General features: G+C 40.3%; 15 protein-coding genes and 1 riboswitch. Of the genes, 12 read left to right on the top strand and 3 right to left on the bottom strand.

The genetic code is table 11. The features are described 5' to 3' along the window. Positions 1 to 3 precede the first annotated feature (3 nt). Positions 4 to 1,134, bottom strand: coding sequence for an HD-GYP domain-containing protein (locus tag DXB43_RS00910; protein ID WP_117946150.1), 1,131 nt, complete (start codon positions 1,132 to 1,134; stop codon positions 4 to 6). A gap of 249 nt (positions 1,135 to 1,383) precedes the next feature. Continuing rightward, positions 1,384 to 1,485, top strand: a riboswitch (SAM riboswitch). Positions 1,486 to 1,638: 153 nt separating this feature from the next. On the opposite strand from DXB43_RS00910, the gene metK reads away from it, so the two are divergent. The 6 genes from metK (at position 1,639) to DXB43_RS00935 (ending at position 7,272) form a co-directional block, all read left to right on the top strand. After that, positions 1,639 to 2,826, top strand: coding sequence for a methionine adenosyltransferase (gene metK, locus DXB43_RS00915; RefSeq protein ID WP_022243616.1), 1,188 nt, complete (start codon positions 1,639 to 1,641; stop codon positions 2,824 to 2,826). 243 nt (positions 2,827 to 3,069) lie between these two features. Continuing rightward, a complete protein-coding gene (locus DXB43_RS00920; protein WP_117946152.1) occupies positions 3,070 to 4,557 on the top strand; it encodes a sensor histidine kinase in 1,488 nt (495 codons plus the stop codon). Then, complete coding sequence (locus DXB43_RS00925; protein WP_022243614.1) at positions 4,550 to 5,239, top strand: response regulator transcription factor; 690 nt, start codon at positions 4,550 to 4,552, stop codon at positions 5,237 to 5,239. Before DXB43_RS00920 ends, DXB43_RS00925 begins: the two co-directional genes overlap by 8 nt. A 23-nt stretch (positions 5,240 to 5,262) precedes the next feature. Next, complete coding sequence (locus tag DXB43_RS15065) at positions 5,263 to 5,403, top strand: hypothetical protein (RefSeq protein WP_158564710.1); 141 nt, start codon at positions 5,263 to 5,265, stop codon at positions 5,401 to 5,403. Beyond that, positions 5,396 to 6,178, top strand: a complete 783-nt coding sequence (locus tag DXB43_RS00930; RefSeq protein WP_117946154.1) for an RluA family pseudouridine synthase — start codon at positions 5,396 to 5,398, stop codon at positions 6,176 to 6,178. The genes DXB43_RS15065 and DXB43_RS00930 overlap by 8 nt, the downstream gene beginning before the upstream one ends. A 17-nt stretch (positions 6,179 to 6,195) precedes the next feature. Continuing rightward, a complete protein-coding gene (locus DXB43_RS00935; RefSeq protein ID WP_117946156.1) occupies positions 6,196 to 7,272 on the top strand; it encodes an AI-2E family transporter in 1,077 nt (358 codons plus the stop codon). Positions 7,273 to 7,370: 98 nt separating this feature from the next. Here the strand turns inward: DXB43_RS00935 and DXB43_RS00940 are convergent, their stop codons facing one another. Together DXB43_RS00940 and DXB43_RS00945 are read right to left on the bottom strand one after the other, a co-directional pair. Continuing rightward, a complete protein-coding gene (locus tag DXB43_RS00940; protein WP_022243611.1) occupies positions 7,371 to 8,711 on the bottom strand; it encodes a butyryl-CoA:acetate CoA-transferase in 1,341 nt (446 codons plus the stop codon). A gap of 78 nt (positions 8,712 to 8,789) precedes the next feature. Further along, positions 8,790 to 9,818, bottom strand: a complete 1,029-nt coding sequence (locus DXB43_RS00945; protein ID WP_117946158.1) for a glycosyltransferase — start codon at positions 9,816 to 9,818, stop codon at positions 8,790 to 8,792. 163 nt (positions 9,819 to 9,981) lie between these two features. Here DXB43_RS00945 and DXB43_RS00950 point away from each other — a divergent pair, with 163 nt between their 5' ends. From DXB43_RS00950 to DXB43_RS00975, 6 genes are all read left to right on the top strand, one after another. Further along, positions 9,982 to 10,935 (top strand): DMT family transporter, encoded by a 954-nt coding sequence (locus tag DXB43_RS00950; RefSeq protein ID WP_117946550.1) that lies wholly within the window; start codon positions 9,982 to 9,984, stop codon positions 10,933 to 10,935. Position 10,936: 1 nt separating this feature from the next. After that, positions 10,937 to 12,136: a class I SAM-dependent rRNA methyltransferase gene (locus DXB43_RS00955; protein WP_117946160.1), complete on the top strand. Its 1,200-nt coding sequence runs from the start codon at positions 10,937 to 10,939 to the stop codon at positions 12,134 to 12,136. 134 nt (positions 12,137 to 12,270) lie between these two features. After that, positions 12,271 to 13,563, top strand: coding sequence for an ATP-binding protein (locus DXB43_RS00960; RefSeq protein WP_117698668.1), 1,293 nt, complete (start codon positions 12,271 to 12,273; stop codon positions 13,561 to 13,563). Positions 13,564 to 13,813: 250 nt separating this feature from the next. Continuing rightward, positions 13,814 to 14,179 (top strand): hypothetical protein, encoded by a 366-nt coding sequence (locus DXB43_RS00965; RefSeq protein WP_278308550.1) that lies wholly within the window; start codon positions 13,814 to 13,816, stop codon positions 14,177 to 14,179. 243 nt (positions 14,180 to 14,422) lie between these two features. Continuing rightward, the gene (gene rlmD, locus DXB43_RS00970) at positions 14,423 to 15,670 is read left to right on the top strand and encodes a 23S rRNA (uracil(1939)-C(5))-methyltransferase RlmD (RefSeq protein ID WP_117946162.1); all 1,248 of its coding nucleotides are present in this window, start codon (positions 14,423 to 14,425) and stop codon (positions 15,668 to 15,670) included. Between the two features lie 296 nt (positions 15,671 to 15,966). Then, positions 15,967 to 18,075 (top strand): type I restriction-modification system subunit M, encoded by a 2,109-nt coding sequence (locus tag DXB43_RS00975; RefSeq protein WP_117946164.1) that lies wholly within the window; start codon positions 15,967 to 15,969, stop codon positions 18,073 to 18,075. The last annotated feature ends 1 nt before the right edge of the window (position 18,076 follow it).

Here is an 18,076-nt window from a genome sequence, read left to right on the forward strand (position 1 = left end):
TTTTTATATGATTGCTTTGATATATAAAGGACTTTTCTCAAGGTCGATACAGGCTCCATCATCTAACTGAACCAGTGGCTTGGAAAGATGACGATGATTCAATAAAACAATGCGGGCGGAAGTACCATCACTTAACATAACCCGGTTGTTCTGGTATGCATTGGCAATATTCTCTAAGAAGGTCAGAATATACTTTGGCTTATATTTCTGCAGACCATCTTTTTCAAATTCGGCGATTACCTCAAACGGACAAAGGGGAGCACGATAGGAGCGTGCTGCTGTCATGGCATCGTAAACATCGGCAATCGCAATGATGAGTGCATAGTCATCGATTTCTTCCATGGTAAGCCCCATTGGATAACCGGAACCATCGCAACGTTCATGGTGCATGAGAGCTGCCTTTTTAATATGGGAATTTAATGGCTGGGATTTTAAAATATCATAGCCATATTTCGGATGATTACGAATCATCTGGAATTCTTCATCTGTTAATTTTCCGTCTTTATTTAAGACCTCATCCGGAATTTTTGTCTTACCGATGTCATGAAGCAGACCGGCAAGGGTGAGAGTGTCTAATTCTTCATTGGAAAAATGCAGCCATTTTCCGATAATACGAGAGATGATGGCAACATTCAGACTGTGTGCATAGGTGCTGTCGTTGACCTGACGCATATTATGTAACATATCAAAGACATCCAGAGTGGTCTGCTTTGGACTTACTAAAGAAATGGTCTTTGATAAAAGCTCTTCTTTGTTTACGGTTCCTCCATCGGAAAGGTAAGCATCAAAACAGTTCTTTAAATCCTGGGAACGCAGGGTGAAATCCACCTGAAAACGCTGGAATTCCGGAGAACTTTTGAGCTTCTGTGAGTAAGAAGCATCAGAAACCGGACTTGGTGCAGAAACAGGGCTTTTGGCAGGAAAATATGCCGGATCCTTTGGCGTTTCCATTGGAGCAGCGACCTGTTTATTTTCTGTAATCTGCACACTGGCGATGCCATAAAATTCCAGTCTGGAAATCAGGGTACGCGTAAGTTCTACATTCGGATTAATAATAAGCTGTCCACGCTTGGTGCGGACAGGAATTGCTGTAACCATACCTGGTAACAAATCTTTTGTCTGATATTCTTTCATGCATGTGGTCCTCGTTCTGGATGGATTTTATAATTATGATAGAACAAATCACAATTATATTCCTATTTAAGTATATTCTTTTTGCTAAAAATGTCAATCTTAACAGTAAAAACCGGTAAAATTTGTCAAAAGGATACAAAAAGTAATAAGGAATGTTTTCTCTGTTGATGAGAAAATATGGTGCTTGACATTTCGATATAATAGGTGTATTCTCTCCCATAGAGATTTGAAAATTCAATATTGTAATTTCTCTTATTCAGAGTGATGGAGATACATAGGATCAATGAAGTCACGGCAACCCCACAGCATAAGGAAGGTGCCAACCTGAGCGAGCAAGTCGAACAATAAGAGGATTTGATTATCTTTACCGTTATCGGGTCCGCTTATGATGTAAGCGGTTTTTTTATTTTACGCGAGCAGCGAAAAAAGGTCTGGAAGAAAGAGGAGCCAAGCGCACCCACCAGATACTTAATAAGGGAATCAACAAAACGAGAGGAGAAAACGATGGAAAAAAGATTATTCACATCAGAGTCCGTAACAGAAGGACATCCAGACAAAATGTGTGATGCGATTTCAGATGCAATTCTTGACGCATGTATGGCAGAGGATCCAATGAGCCGTGTTGCCTGTGAGACAGCAAGCTGTACCGGATTTGTACTTGTAACAGGAGAGATTACTACAAAGGCAAAATTAGACATTCCTGCAATTGTAAGAAATACTGTAAATGAAATCGGTTATGACCATGCAGAAACCGGATTTGACGGACATACCTGTGCTGTTATGGTAGCATTAGACCAGCAGTCACCGGATATTGCAATGGGTGTTGACAAGGCTTTGGAAGCAAAAGAAAATAAAATGACCGATGAGGAGATTGAAGCAATCGGTGCCGGAGATCAGGGTATGATGTTTGGTTATGCAACCAACGAGACACCGGAATATATGCCATATCCGATTTCTTTAGCTCACAAACTGGCATTACAGTTAACCAAAGTTCGTAAAGATGGTACTTTAAAATACTTAAGACCAGATGGAAAATCACAGGTTTCTGTAGAGTATGATGAGGCTGGAAAACCAAAGAGATTAGAGGCAGTTGTACTTTCTACACAGCATGACGAGGATGTAACTCAGGAACAGATTCATGAGGATATTAAGAAATATGTTTTTGACCCAGTCCTTCCAAAGGAATTAGTTGATGAGAATACTAAATTTTTCATCAACCCAACCGGACGTTTCGTAATCGGTGGACCACACGGTGATGCAGGTCTTACCGGACGTAAAATTATCGTAGATACATACGGTGGATACGCCCGTCACGGCGGCGGAGCATTCTCCGGTAAGGATTGCACCAAGGTTGACCGTTCAGCAGCATATGCAGCACGTTACGTTGCTAAGAACTTAGTAGCAGCAGGTCTTGCAGAGCGTTGTGAGATTCAGTTATCTTATGCAATCGGTGTAGCACAGCCTACTTCTGTTATGGTTGATACTTTTGGTACCGGAAAAGTTTCTGATGAGAAATTAGTAGAAATTATCCGTGAGAACTTTGACCTTCGTCCGGCAGGAATTATCAAGATGCTTGATTTACGCAGACCGATTTATCGCCCGACAGCAGCATATGGTCACTTTGGAAGAACCGATGTTGCACTTCCATGGGAAGCGTTGGACAAAGTTGATGAATTAAAGAAACACTTATAATATTGGAATAGATTCCAGAATAGTATAAAGAAGAAAGACCTCTTTTCGGAAAAGATTTATTTCTTAAGGGAAATGATTGAAATGCCGGAAAGAGGTCTTTTGGCATTTTAATGAGAAAACCAGCAAAGAGTTTTGGGTGGTTGGAAAATAATTTATAAATTCTTTAGAATAATTCTCAGAATTTTCATGGGAAAAGAGACTGCATGTGGTATACTATGATTATGAAAAACTGGAGGCTTGAGAATGAAACTAAGGACAAAGCTGATTATATCATTTTGTATTATCATATTTGTGCCGGTGACATTGGCCGCGTTGGCAATGTGCGGATTCCGTTATTTTCAGTTAAGAGATATTGCCAACACCTATCAGGTGGAAGATGGAAATATTAGTTATCTGACCAATACGGTGCAGATGTGGAACCGGGTGACAAAGGACAGTTGTCAGAAGTTACTGGATACAGCGGAAAGCGACCCGGACAAATTCCTGGACATGAAATATTTAATGCAGGTTAATGAGACTTTGCAGGGGAAAAACTCCTACCTGATTGTCATGAGGGATAATGAAGAAGTCTATGTGGGAACGAATGATTTGAATACGGTTCCGGAAAATCTGCCGGATTACATGGATACAAAGACAGGGGGAGAGACCGGCTATTTCATTGACAGTGATAAACAGGAAATGATTAAGCGGATTGACTTTGATTTTTTGGATGGTTCGGAAGGAACGTTGTTTGTAATTACATCTATTAAATCACTCGTGCCGGAAATGAAGGAACTTCTGATAGATATTATTATTTCTGTGTTATTGATACTTTTGTTGACGGCAGGTATGCTTACCATATGGAATTACCGGAGCATCATTACTCCGATTAAGAAGTTAGAGATGGCAACCCAGAATATCAAAGAGGGAAATCTTGATTTTACTTTGGAAATAGACAGCAATGATGAAATTGGCGAGCTGTGCCGGAACTTCGAAGAGATGCGGCAGAGACTGAAAGATTCTGCAGAAGAGAAGCTGGCATCAGAGAAAGAAAACCGTGTTTTAATCAGTAATATTGCCCACGATTTAAAGACCCCGATTACTGCTGTGAAAGGTTATTCGGAAGGTCTGATGGATGGTGTGGCAGATACGCCGGAAAAAAGGGATAAATATATCAAGACCATTTATAATAAAGCCAATGAGATGGATTTACTATTAAATGAGCTGACACTTTATTCAAAGATTGATACTAATCGAATTCCATATAATTTTAGCAAGATAAATGTAATGGAATATTTCGATGACTGCGTAGAAGAAATCGGATTGGATTTAGAGGCAAAAAATATTGGTTTATCGTATTTCAATTACGCCGGGGATGATGTGCAGATTATTGCAGACCCGGAGCAGTTAAAGCGTGTCATTCATAATATTATTAATAATTCCATCAAATATCTGGATAAGCCGAAGGGCTTTATCAATATTCGTGTAAAGGATGTGGGTGATTTTATCCAGGTAGAGATAGAAGATAATGGAAAAGGAATTGCAAAGAAAGACCTGCCATATATCTTTGACCGGTTCTTCCGGGCAGATACTTCAAGAAATTCTGCAACCGGCGGAAGTGGTATCGGTTTATCCATTGTCCGTAAAATTATTGAAGACCATGGCGGAAAGATATGGGCAACCAGTAAAGAAGAAACAGGTACAATCATGTATTTTGTACTGAGAAAATATCAGGAGGTTCCAAATGAGTAAAGTATTGATTATTGAAGATGAGGTTTCAATTGCAGAACTGGAGAAGGATTATTTAGAGTTAAGCGGTTTCGATGTCGAAATCGAAAGTGATGGAGCAAGGGGCTTAGAGAAAGCACTGGCATCTGATTTTGACATGTATATCTTAGACCTGATGCTTCCGGGCATGGACGGCTTCGAAATCTGCAAACGTATTCGTGAAGTAAAGAATACACCGATTCTTATGGTATCTGCCAAGAAGGACGATATTGACAAGATTCGCGGACTGGGACTAGGTGCAGATGATTATATCACAAAACCATTCTCCCCAAGCGAGCTGGTAGCAAGAGTAAAGGCACACCTTGCCCGTTATGAAAGACTGATTGGCAGCAATGTGCAGGAAAATGATATTATTGAGATTCGTGGAATCAAGATTGATAAGACAGCACGCCGCGTCTGGGTAAATGGCGAGGAAAAAGCATTTACCACAAAGGAATTTGATTTACTGGTATTCTTAGCACAGAATCCGAATCATGTATTTACCAAGGAAGAACTGTTTAAAGAAATCTGGGATATGGAATCCGTTGGTGATATCGCAACCGTAACGGTACATATCAAAAAGATTCGTGAGAAGATTGAAATGGATACCGCAAAGCCTCAGTATATCGAGACAATCTGGGGGGTAGGATACAGATTTAAATTATAAATGGTCTGGTAGCAGCTAATCCGGTGGCATTGTTATTTGCTTTACTTATTGCGGCAGCTATTATTGTTGACTTTGTATGTATTAAAATTTATGTAAAAACAAATTCAGCTTTATTTTTACAATTAGAAAATGCACAGGAGATGCAGGAAAAAGTATATGTATAAGATTGCAGAACATATTTTATATGAGGATGACAAGCTGCTTGTCTGTATAAAACCGGCAGGGATTGCAGTGCAGACGAAGCGTATGGGCGAGCAGGATATGGAGAGCCTGCTTCGGAATTATCTTGCTGCAAAAGGAGAGACTCCCTTTATTGGAATCATCCATCGCTTAGACCAGCCGGTGGAAGGCGTAATGGTCTTTGGAAAGACCAAAGAAGCTACAGCAGAGCTGAACCGGCAGATGCAGAAAAATGGTTTTGGAAAATATTATCTGACAGTGGTATATGGAAAAGCAGAACCGAAAGAAGGACAGCTTATTGACTTTCTTAAGAAGGACGGCAGAAGTAATACTTCTTCTGTCGTAAAACAGGGAACCGCAGATGCAAAGCGGGCGGCGTTAACCTATCGGGTGCTGGAATGTAGTACGCTTGATGATAGCGATGATAGAGATGGCAGAGATGGTAAAGCTGCTTCAGGAGCGGGTACAGCGGATGGAACATCGGAAAAAACTGAAGCTGCGGAAGAAATCAGTCTTCTTGAAGTAAAATTAGAGACCGGGCGGCATCACCAGATCCGTGTGCAGATGTCGCATCATGGCTGGCCATTGGTGGGAGATAGAAAGTATGGAAGGAAGAATGAAAGTCTGCCGGCAATGAGGCAGATGCCACTGGCACTTTGTTCTTATCGGCTGGAATTTCTGCATCCCACTAGCAAAAAGAAGATGCAGTTTCAGATAACACCGGAAGGTCAGGCATTTCATTTGTTCTCAGATTTATAATACATAAAAAACCCGGTATGACACATACTGATGGTATGACTGGAAAAACAAGACAACTTATAAAAAAGATTATATATTTAGCAGGGATTACAGTTGCAGTATATTTGGGAATGCGTTTCGCACTGCCGATTGTAATTCCTTTTTTACTGGCAATCCTTATTGCAAGAATATTATGTAAACCAGTAGCCTTTCTGTCAGAGAAAACAAAGCTTCCCAAAGGAATTGTAAGTACGGCGGCAGTGTTGTTGCTGCTGGCAGTGATTTTTCTGCCGATGGGCTATCTTGTATACAAGGGAATCTGCGAACTTGCATCACTGATAACGAATTATCCGGCATTATTTGGAAAAGCAGATACACTCTGGTGCAGTTGTTGTGAGCGGGTTGCGGAAATCACCGGCATGAAAACAGAGACAATGGTGCAGTGGGGAAAAAACTGCGCGGCATATGTCAGCAGTCAGGCAGAAACGAAGCTGATTCCGGCAATGATGAATGGTTCGCTGGCATCTTTGCGGGGACTGGCAGCATTCTTTGGCATCTGCATTGTAACTGTTGTGGCGGCAGTACTGATACTCTGTGATTATGATAATCTGGTGCAGCGTTGGAGAAAAAGCAGTTTTTATTCCTGGGGCGGACGGATATTTCAAAATATGTGTCATGCCGGTGGAACATATCTTAAGGCACAGCTTATTATATTGGCATTAATCAGTGGCGTATGTATAGCAGGTCTGTTCCTTACCGGAAATTCTTATGCCATTCTGGCGGGAGTGCTGATTGGCATGAGTGATGCACTGCCTTTTATTGGCACAGGACTTGTCTTTATACCATGGCTGATTATCGATTTATTTCGTGGAAAGTATTTTGCGGCAGTTATATATGGTATACTGTTTATATTGAGTACCTTTATCCGGGAATTTATGGAGCCAAGGCTTATGGGAAGAGGGCTGGGCGTGCATCCGCTGGCGGTTATCATCAGTATTTATGCAGGTCTGAAAATATATGGAACAGCCGGTGTTATTTTAGGCCCACTTTCCGGATTTTTAATCTGGGAAATTTATCGCAGTATCTGTGGAAGAGAGGAAAAAGAGATAACATGAAAATTGTGTGCATTTATGGACAGAATCATAAGGGTTCCACCTATCATATTGCAAAAATCCCATGGGATAATCCCATGGGATTTTTAAAAGTTACGTAGTTATTTGTTGCTTCTTCTCCAGATATGCATTTTCTCTGCATCTGCGATTAATTCATCACGGAAGTCCGGATGTGCGACAGAGATAATTGCTTCACATTTCTGCCAGGTAGAAAGTCCCTTTAAGTTGACTTTACCATATTCTGTTACCAGATAGTGGATGTTGGCACGGGTATCGGTTACGATAGATCCTGGATCTAAGGTAGGAAGGATACGGGATTTTAACTGACCATCCCTGGTTGTAAAGGTAGAAGAACAGCAGATGAAGCTCTTACCACCATTAGAAAGGTATGCACCCAGAACGAAGTCTAACTGTCCGCCGGCACCACTGATGTGTTTGATTCCAGCAGACTCTGCATTTACCTGACCGTAGAGGTCTACATTTACTGCATTGTTAATGGAAATAAAGTTATCCAGTGCGGAAATGGAACGGATATCATTGGTATAGCTTACCGGAGCACTCATAAGTTCCGGGTTTTCATCTAAGTAGTCATACATTTTCTGAGTTCCTGCACCGAAACCATAGGTCTGACGGAAACGGTCGATGTTTTTCTTGGAACCGTTGATTTTTCCTGCTCTTGCAATATCAACGAATGCATCAACGTACATTTCGGTATGTACACCTAAATCTTTCAAATCAGATTCTGCAATCATGGAACCAACAGCATTTGGCATTCCACCGATACCAAGCTGGAGACATGCACCATTTGGAATCTCATCTACGATTAATTTTGCAACTGCCTGATCGATTTCAGTAGCAGCTCCGCCGCCGCCTAATTCACCGATAGCCGGGTTCTCGCCTTCTACGATGAAATCAACATCGGAAATATGGATGCTGTTTTCAAATCCGCCTAAGCAGCGAGGCATATTTTTGTTTACTTCAACGATAACTTTCTTGGAAGTCTCGCAAACTGCCATCATATGAGAAGCGTTTGGCCCAAAGTTAAAATATCCATGTTTGTCCATTGGAGCAACCTGGAACATTGCTACATCATCCGGAGTAGCGGAGTCACGATAGTATCTTGGAAGCTCGGAATAACGGATTGGAGCGTAGTAAGAAAAACCACGGTTGATATATTTACGCTCGATTCCGGACATATGCCAGGAGTTCCAGGTAAAGTGTTCGCCGGCATCTTCACGTTCGAAGACAGCTAACGGTTTTAACAGAATACCACCTCTTAAGTTGACATCCTTTAATTCATCCGTACGTTTTGCAAGGGCTTTATCCAGTGCATCCGGAGTTCCGGTACACCATCCATAATCTACCCAGTCACCGGATTTGATGACTTTGACAGCCTCATCTGCGGAGACTAATTTCTGTTTATATTCCTGTGTGTAATCCATGAAAAACCTCCTGTATATTTTGTCTGTTAAATTATTATCATAGTACCACTTCGTACATGATTATTCAAGTCGAAGGGACTAAGAATTATCGTCTGGGAGCTGCCATTGTCTGGCTGCATTTCTATATTCTTCCGCCTGGGCTGCATTCCCGGATTTTTCATAGCAGTCAGCCAGTCCGTTCAGCGGAATATTTCCACTGGTATGGACATCAAGAATGCTGGCAGTTTCAAAGGCTGCATTGTAGTACCACACGGCTGCTTCATCATAATCTTCTGCGTCAAAAAAATAATTTCCCAATTCGCAGCAGATTTCTGCACAAGGTGTAGTAATCATATCCTTCAGTGCCAGCTTGAAAAATTCATTGACATTTCCGGTAATCCGGTAGCAACGGCTTAAGATACAGCCGGCTTCCTTGCGGGCATCCCCAGAGGCGGTTTCATCCTTTAAGGTAGCAAGAAATACTTTTGCAGCGGCAATGAAATCTTCTTTCTCCCCGGTCATGAGGAGCTCTTTGGCATACATCCGGTGCAATTTTTCGGAAAGCCGTCCGTCCCGGTCAAATGCCAGTAAGAAGCCTTTGAAATCACGGCTGCTGTGCAGGGACTGCGGAAGATGCGTAATAGCAATATCACTGTCAAAGACAACCGGGTCTAAGCGCACCGTTTCGTGAATCGGGTCAATCCAGGTAAAGGTACGGAGTCTCCGGTAGAGCTTCGGACGGTATTCTTCTTTAAAGTTAAGCACCGTATTAAATTCATTTTTGGTCACATATTTCATCTGTACAATTTCGACCTCCGGAACCATGGCTTCTTTTAAAAGCCGGAACTGTTCCCGGTTCTCATCATCTAAGACTTCATCTGCATCTGCGGTATAAATGTATTCCATGGAAGCTTTGGAAAAAGCAAAATTTCTGGCATCTGCAAAGTCATCCTTCCAGATATAGTCATAGATTTTATCGGTATAGCGGGCAGCAATTTCCCTGGTGCGGTCGCAAGAGCCGGTATCCACGATAATGATTTCATCCATCAGACCGGCGAGTGAATCCAGACAGCGGGAGAGAACCTGCTCCTCGTTTTTTACAATCATGCAAAGGCTTATTGTTATCATCAAATCATCTCCTTTCGCAAGCACCTATACAAACATATTTATTATCGCATATTTCAGGGAAAAAGTATATCAGTAGGGACAGAATTTATTTGACAGAGCCGGCACTGGTGTCTATGATGAAATGAGACAAGAACGAGAAGAAAAGAGAAAGCTTGAGAAAAGGATGAAAGAAATGGAAACAAAAGAAAAATTCATGCAGAAAACCATAGTAGTCTGGCTGGGAGCGCTGGTGTGCTGCCTGTTGTGGGGCAGTGCATTTCCGTGTATTAAAATCGGCTATCAGATGATGTACATTGCATCGGATGAGGTGGCGTCCCAGATTCTGTATGCCGGCTATCGGTTTACGCTGGCGGGAATTTTAACAATAATATTGGGAAGTATCGGAAGCAGACAGTTTCTGCGTCCGACAAAGGGCTCTCTTGGAAAAGTTTTTAAATTAAGCAGTCTGCAGACTGTGGGACAGTACCTGCTTTTCTATATCGGACTGGCGCACACCTCCGGGGTAAAAGCATCCATCATCGAAGCGTTAAATGTATTCGTGGCAATTCTGGTAGCAAGTCTTTTATTCCATCAGGAAAAATTATCGGCACGAAAAATAGCAGGATGCATCATTGGATTTGCTGGCGTGGCACTGGTAAATATGGGAAGCAGCGGATTTGATTTTCATATGAGCGTGACCGGAGAAGGATTTATTTTCCTGTCAACGGTAGCGTATGCATTTTCTTCCGTGTTGTTAAAGCGGTATTCCAAATCCGAAAATCCTGTCATGCTGAGTGGATACCAGTTCCTGGTGGGTGGAATTATTATGGCATTGTGCGGCTTTGCAGCAGGTGGACGGGTGAGCGGATTTACGGCGTCATCCTTTGGACTGCTGTTTTACATGGCATGCATTTCTGCCGTCGCATACACGCTGTGGGGCATTTTATTAAAATACAATCCGATTTCCCGTGTAGCGGTATTTGGATTTATGAACCCGGTGTTTGGTGTGATTCTTTCTGCATGGCTTTTGGGAGAAAAAGAGCAGGCAGCAGGCATCAAAAGTGTGATTGCCCTGATACTGGTATGCATTGGTATATTTGTGGTAAATTATAAGAAAGAGGTTACGAAGGAGGACTAACATGAGTGCAGTTGTAACATTGAAAAAAGGCGAAGGAAGAATGGTAAAATCCGGTGGCATGTGGATTTTCGATAATGAAATAGAAAGTGTCATGGGAACATTTGAAAACGGAGATCTGGTGCTGGTACACGATTTTGACGGATATCCGATGGGCATTGGATTTATCAACCGCAATTCCAAAATCCGGGTGCGCCTTTTCAGCAGAAAAGAAGATACAGTTATTGATGAAGCATTTTTCCGGACACGATTGCAGCAGGCATGGGAATACCGGAAAAAGACGGTAGACACCTCATCCTGTCGCGTGGTATTTGGAGAGGCAGATTTCCTGCCGGGACTGGTTATCGATAAGTTTTCGGATGTGCTGGTAGTGCAGTCCTTAGCACTTGGCATCGACCGTTACAAAGAGCTTATTGTAAAGTGTTTAAAGGAAATTTTGGCAGAGGACGGCATTACAATCCGCGGCGTATATGAGCGGAGTGATGCAAAAGTCCGCAAGCAGGAAGGCATGGAGCTTAAGAAGGGCTTTATCGGAGAAACATTTGATACCAATGTGGAAATTGTAGAAAATGGTGTGCATTATATCGTAGATGTAAAGGATGGTCAGAAGACCGGATTTTTCTTAGACCAGAAATACAACCGTCTTGCCATTCAGAAATTATGTGAGGATGCAAGAGTGTTAGACTGCTTTACCCATACCGGCTCCTTTGCATTAAATGCTGGAATTGCCGGAGCAAAAGAAGTCACCGGAGTGGATGCTTCGGAACTTGCCGTACATCAGGCAGAAGAAAATGCAGCATTGAATGGTCTTTCCGGCACGGTAAAATTCCTGTGCAGGGATGTCTTTGAACTGCTGCCGGAATTAGAGGAAGCAGGCGAAAAATATGATGTGGTAATCTTAGACCCGCCGGCATTTACCAAGTCCAGAAATTCTGTTAAAAATGCCATCAAGGGCTATCGCGAGATTAATCTTCGTGCCATGAAGCTTGTGAAAAATGGTGGATTTCTTGCGACCTGCTCCTGCTCCCATTTTATGACGTATGAGTTGTTTACCAAGACAATCGGACAGGCAGCTCACAGCGTCCACAAGCGTCTGCGTCAGGTGGAATTCCGCACCCAGGCACCGGATCATCCGATTCTCTGGGCGGCGGACGAATCCTATTATCTGAAGTTCTATGTGTTCCAGGTTGTTGATGAGATGTAAAAATTTTGAAAGTGGCAGGTCCTAAGTGGATTGCCACTTTTTTGTGTGTAAAAACACATTGATTCGTACGGAAAAAAGTAATATAATACATTAAAAGACACGATGATATTTTAAAGAAGGGAGAGAGCACACACATGAAGCGTAAAATAACTGCTAAATTATATGAATGGAAAAATATGAAAAAAGGCAGAATGCCGTTACTTATTTATGGTGCAAGACAAGTTGGAAAAACGTTTGAAATGCGTGAATTTGGAGCATTATATTATAAAAATACAGTCTATGTAAATTTTGAAACGGACGAAAGAATTGGGAAGTATTTTGATACAGATATTCATGCAGATTATATCATCGCCATATTAGAAAAATATTATCAGGTAAAGATTGTACCGGAAAATACGCTCATTATTTTTGACGAGATACAGATGTGTGAAAGAGCATTAACTTCTTTAAAATATTTTTCAGAAGAGACACCGGAATACCATGTAATAGCTGCCGGAAGTCTGCTGGGTGTAGCAGTCAACCGTGAAAAATATTCATTTCCGGTAGGAAAAGTTCAGATGGTTACCATGTACCCGATGGATTTGGAAGAGGTATTGTGGGCTAAGGGAAAGCAGATGCTTTCGGATACCATACGGGAACATTATGAAAATAATCAGCCGTTAGATGAGATATTGCACGAGGAAGCTTTGCAGGAATTTTATCATTATTGCGTCGTGGGAGGAATGCCGGCAGCAGTAAAGGCAGACCTTGCAAAAGACAGTCCATTGGAGCAGACGGAAATTCGTCAGATGCTGTTAAATTCTTATATTGCAGACATGACAAAATATGCAAATCAGACGGACACCGTGCGTATTTTTGAAGCGTATGATTCCCTGCCGGCACAGTTGGCAAAAGATGCAAAAAAATTTCAATACAAGCTGATAAAATCAGGAGCACGGGCATCTCAATATGGAGATGCAATTGATTGGCTGATTCGGGCTGGAATTGTGAATAAATGCATGAAGTGCAGTCAGGGATTTTATCCGGTTGCGGCATATCAGGATGTAAGTGCATTCAAATTATATTACAGTGATATGGGTATTATGTCTGCAAGAATAGGAATGACGTTGGAAGCATTACAAAGCATGGAAACAGAGCATTTTCGTGGCATACTGACAGAAAACTATGTTGCAATTGCTTTGAAAACAAATGGTTATGATCTTCATTATTGGGAGTCTGATAATACGGCGGAAGTGGATTTCCTGATACAAAAAGAAAGTCACGTTATTCCGGTAGAGTGTAAGGCTGGTAACCATGTAAAAGCCAAAAGCATGATGGTTTATATGGAAAAATATAATCCTTCGTATGCAATCCGGATTTCAACAAGAAATTTTGGGATGGCAAAAGGAATAAAATCAGTTCCGCTATATAGTGTATTTTGCATCTAAAGTTTTAGTTGCCTTATCGTACAGCAACAGTAAGTTGCTTTTCCAAAACTGAATTTACCGGTATGATATGGATAAAGGAGGTAGCAACGATGGAGACAAAAAATATTATTCTGGAACTTCGTACACAAAGAGGAATGTCCCAGAATGAGCTGACGGAACATATACCTATAACGATATGGATGAATTAATCGACATATGCGTTAAAAACATGGTAAGCGATGATTTTACAGAGGAGCAGGCGCGCGCATATATGAAAGAAATGCTCCAAAAGTTAGATTATTGGAAAAGATATGATGAACTTAGCGACAATGGAGAGTTTGAGGAGTTTAAGCAACAGCTAATAAAGGAAATAAATGAACTTCACATAGACGGGCTTCCTAAGGTTGAAAAATTAAATGCACTGGTAGGAAAATATGTGAATTTAGAGTATACACTTCCGAATGGAAAAAAGGTAAAATTTCTGGATGACCAGAAGACATATCTTGGAAACCAGCTGGAATCCGAATTTGGCGGTAAAAGATGCTTTGGCATTCTTGCAAATATGGATTTTATCCTGGTATGCACCTATGAGGAAAATGGCGAAAATCCGGAATTACTTCTTTACAAAAAGAGATGATTGCAGTTTGACTGAAAAAATTAAATAGTGTGAAATGCTGAAGGAACGTCGGTACAGCCTGTATCGGCGTTTTTGTGTATTTGTAAGAAGCTGCAAGTAGCAGGCCCAGCAGGTGCCATTATTTCGCATTTTATTTTAATTCATTTATGAAAATATTTCTGCAATAACCATAGAAAAAGGCTGCTAAATGCGTTAAACTAAAAAATAGTATAGTATTTGAAAAAATAAGGAACGGTACAGGAAATGAGAAAGCCAGAAGAGAACAATAAATTTAGAAAAAAGGAAAATGCAAAAAAGCAGCATGGTTCAAAATCGGAACGTCCGGAAAAACACATCTGCCCACCGGGAGAATGTGATCTTGCAAAAAAATGTGGCGGCTGCCAGTATCAGGGAATGGATTATGAAAAGCAGCTCAACAAGAAACATCGGGAAGTAAAAGAGCTTTTAGGCAGCTTTGGAAAAGTGGAGCCGGTTATCGGAATGCAGGAGCCATTTCATTATCGGAACAAGGTCAATGCTACATTTCAGCGGCTGAAAAATGGAACAGTGATTTCAGGAGCATATCAGCAGGGAACACATTCGGTGGTAAAGATTGATGAATGTCAGATTGAGGATAAGATTGCGGATGGCATCATTTATGATATTCGTGGAATGCTTCGCTCCTTTAAAATAAAAGTATATGACGAGGACAGCGGATATGGATTACTACGCCATGTTCTGGTAAGAAGAGGTTTCCGTACCGGCGAAGTTATGGTTGTTCTGGTGCTGGCATCCCCAATTCTGCCGTCAAAAAATAATTTTGTAAAAGCACTTCGTGAAAAGCATCCGGAAGTTACAACGGTGGTGGTAAATGTGAATGACCGGCGCACCAGTGTTGTCTTAGGAGAGCGGAATATTACCATTTATGGAAAGGGATTTATCGAGGACGAGTTGTGTGGACTCCGTTTCCGCATTTCTCCATCCTCATTCTACCAGATAAATCCGGTGCAGACAGAAATCCTTTATGGCAAAGCTATCGAGTTTGCCGGACTGACCGGAAAGGAAAAGGTAATCGACGCATATTGCGGCATTGGTACCATTGGCATGGCAGCAGCAGGCAAAGCCGGCTCTGTCATTGGCGTGGAAGTGAATCGTGATGCGGTACGTGATGCCATTACCAATGCGAAGCGCAATAACATGAAAAATATCACATTTTACAATGAGGATGCCGGAGAATTCATGGTCAAAATGGCAGCACAGGGCGAGACTGCAGATGTGGTATTCATGGATCCACCTCGTGCCGGAAGTGATGAGGCATTCTTATCCTCACTGCTGCAGCTTTCCCCAAAGCGTGTGGTCTATATTTCCTGCAATCCAGTCACTCAGGCGCGGGATTTGAAGTATCTTACAAGCCACGGCTACCGGGTGGAGCGGTGCCAGCCGGTGGATATGTTCCCGTGGACGTATCATGTGGAAAATATCGTGGCGTTGGTGCAAACTAAGAGTAAATAAGAAAGTTAGTTTAATTTTTGAAAAGTATAAATGAGTAATATAAGAGATTAAAGAATACCTTTTAGTGAAGCATTTATTGTTTACTGGGAGGTATTTTTATGAATTAAGATGTAATATGATTTTTAGTTGCATAGGAGATTTTATTATGAAAAAGATTGATATTCAGTATTTGCATGTATATGATATATTTAGTGTTATAGTTTTAAATTAATTTTTACATATGACAAATAGATGTACAGATTATTGGACAGGTAATTTTATATACTGAAAAGAAAGACAAAGGAGAACTTTTTACAATGGCAGATATTAGTAAGATTGAAGAATTTTGGGATGATAATCCTATTGATGTATCAGCAGAAGTTAATTTTATATGGTCTATTGCAAATAAATTAAGAGGGCCATATCAAAGTGATAAATACAAAGATGTAATAATTCCTATGGTAATTATTAGACGTTTTGAATGTGCATTACAGGAAACAAAAGATGCTGTTGTTGCACAATATAAAAAGATGCCGACATATCCTGCAAAGGCTATGTATAAGATTTCTGGCTATCAGTTTTATAATACAAGTGAATTTACTTTAGCAGAGCTTGTAAATGATGCGGATCATCTTGCATCAAATTTTAAAAGCTATATTAATGGCTTTTCTGCCAACATTCAAGACATTATAAAAAATCTTGAGTTTGATAAACAGATAGACAAGATGGACAAGCATAACAGACTTTTGGCAGTAGTAAAAGCATTTAGTGAAATAGATTTAGATCCAAAAGTCATTGATAATATGAAAATGGGATATATCTTTGAAGAACTTATTAGAAAATTCTCTGAAAATGCCGAAGCTGGTGATCATTACACAGGTAGAGATATTATAAAAGCAATGGTTTCAATTCTACTTGCAGAAGGTTGTGATGATATATTTGATGATGGAAAAATTGTAACTATATTAGATCAAGCCGCTGGAACTGGCGGTATGCTCTCAACTGCAAACAATTATATTAAACGTTTTAATCCGACAGCAGATGTAAGATTATTTTCACAAGAAGTAAATCCAGAGTCTTATGCTATGTGTCTTGCAGAAATGCTTATTCGTGGACAAAATGCGGATAATATCAGATTACAAGACACAATGAAAGCAGATTGCTTTACAGATACAAAGATGAGATTTGTTATAGAAAATCCACCATTTGGACAACCATGGGGCGGCAAGGATGCACCAGAAGGTGACGAAGAGGAAGTAAAAGCAGAAGTATTAAAGGGAACATCTGGAAGATTCCCAGCAGGAGCACCAAGTTCTGGAGATATGCAGTTATTGTTTATTCAGTCGGCAATAAATAAGATGGATGAAGAATGTGGTAGAGCCGCTATTATTGAAAATGGTTCACCTTTATTTAGTGGTGGTACATCATCTGGTGAATCACAGATCAGAAGATGGTTACTTGAAAATGACTATATAGAAGCAATTATTCAGTTAAGTACTGATATGTTTTACAATACTGGAATTGCTACATATATTTGGGTACTTTCTAAAAATAAAAGAGCAGAAAGAAAAGGCAAAATACAGCTTATTGATGCATCAAGTTTTGCACACTCTTTAAGAAAAACATTAGGTAATAAACGAAAAGAGATTACACCAGAAGATAGAATTAAAATTACAAAGTTATATGCAGACTTTAAAGAAAATGAGCATTGCCAGATTTACGATAATACAGAATTTATCTATCGTGAATATGCGGTTATGCAACCACTTCAAAGAAGCTATGCAATAACAGAAGATAGAATAAATGCAATGCTTTCAAGTGGTGCGTTATCAACTCTCTATGATGAAGCAAAAGTTGATGAACTTAAAAATATGGATGAATTGACAGGTAAGGAAAAAAATAAATTAGATAATTTTAAGAAAAATAAGCCTATATATGATGCTATTGTTGATGCTCTAAATGGTGCTGTATCTGACAAGGTATATAAGAATCCAGAAACATTTACACCAGTGGTAAAAAATATTCTATCTGGAATTATTTCAGATGCAAAAGATTTAAAAAAGATTGCTGATAAAATCATAAAAGGTTTATCAGTAATGGATAAAACAGCAGATATTCAAAAAGATAAAAAGGGCAATATAATTTATGATACAGAAACAAAAGATACAGAAATAGTACCATGGGAAACAAATATTGATGATTATATGGCAAATGAAGTATTACCACATGTACCAGATGCAAAGGCATTTTTTGAAGAAGATTTAGGCAAGAAAAATCCTGTAATAAAGACTGGTGCAGAAATACCATTCACAAGATATTTTTATAAATATCAAGCTCCTGCATCCAGTGATGAACTTGCAAAAAGATTCAATGAATTAGAGGATTCCGTTGATTCAAGAATAAAAAAATTATTCGGAGGCAATTAAT

The sequence above is a fragment of the Roseburia sp. OM04-10BH genome (assembly GCF_003462605.1).
Lineage (GTDB): Bacteria > Bacillota > Clostridia > Lachnospirales > Lachnospiraceae > Roseburia_C > Roseburia_C amylophila.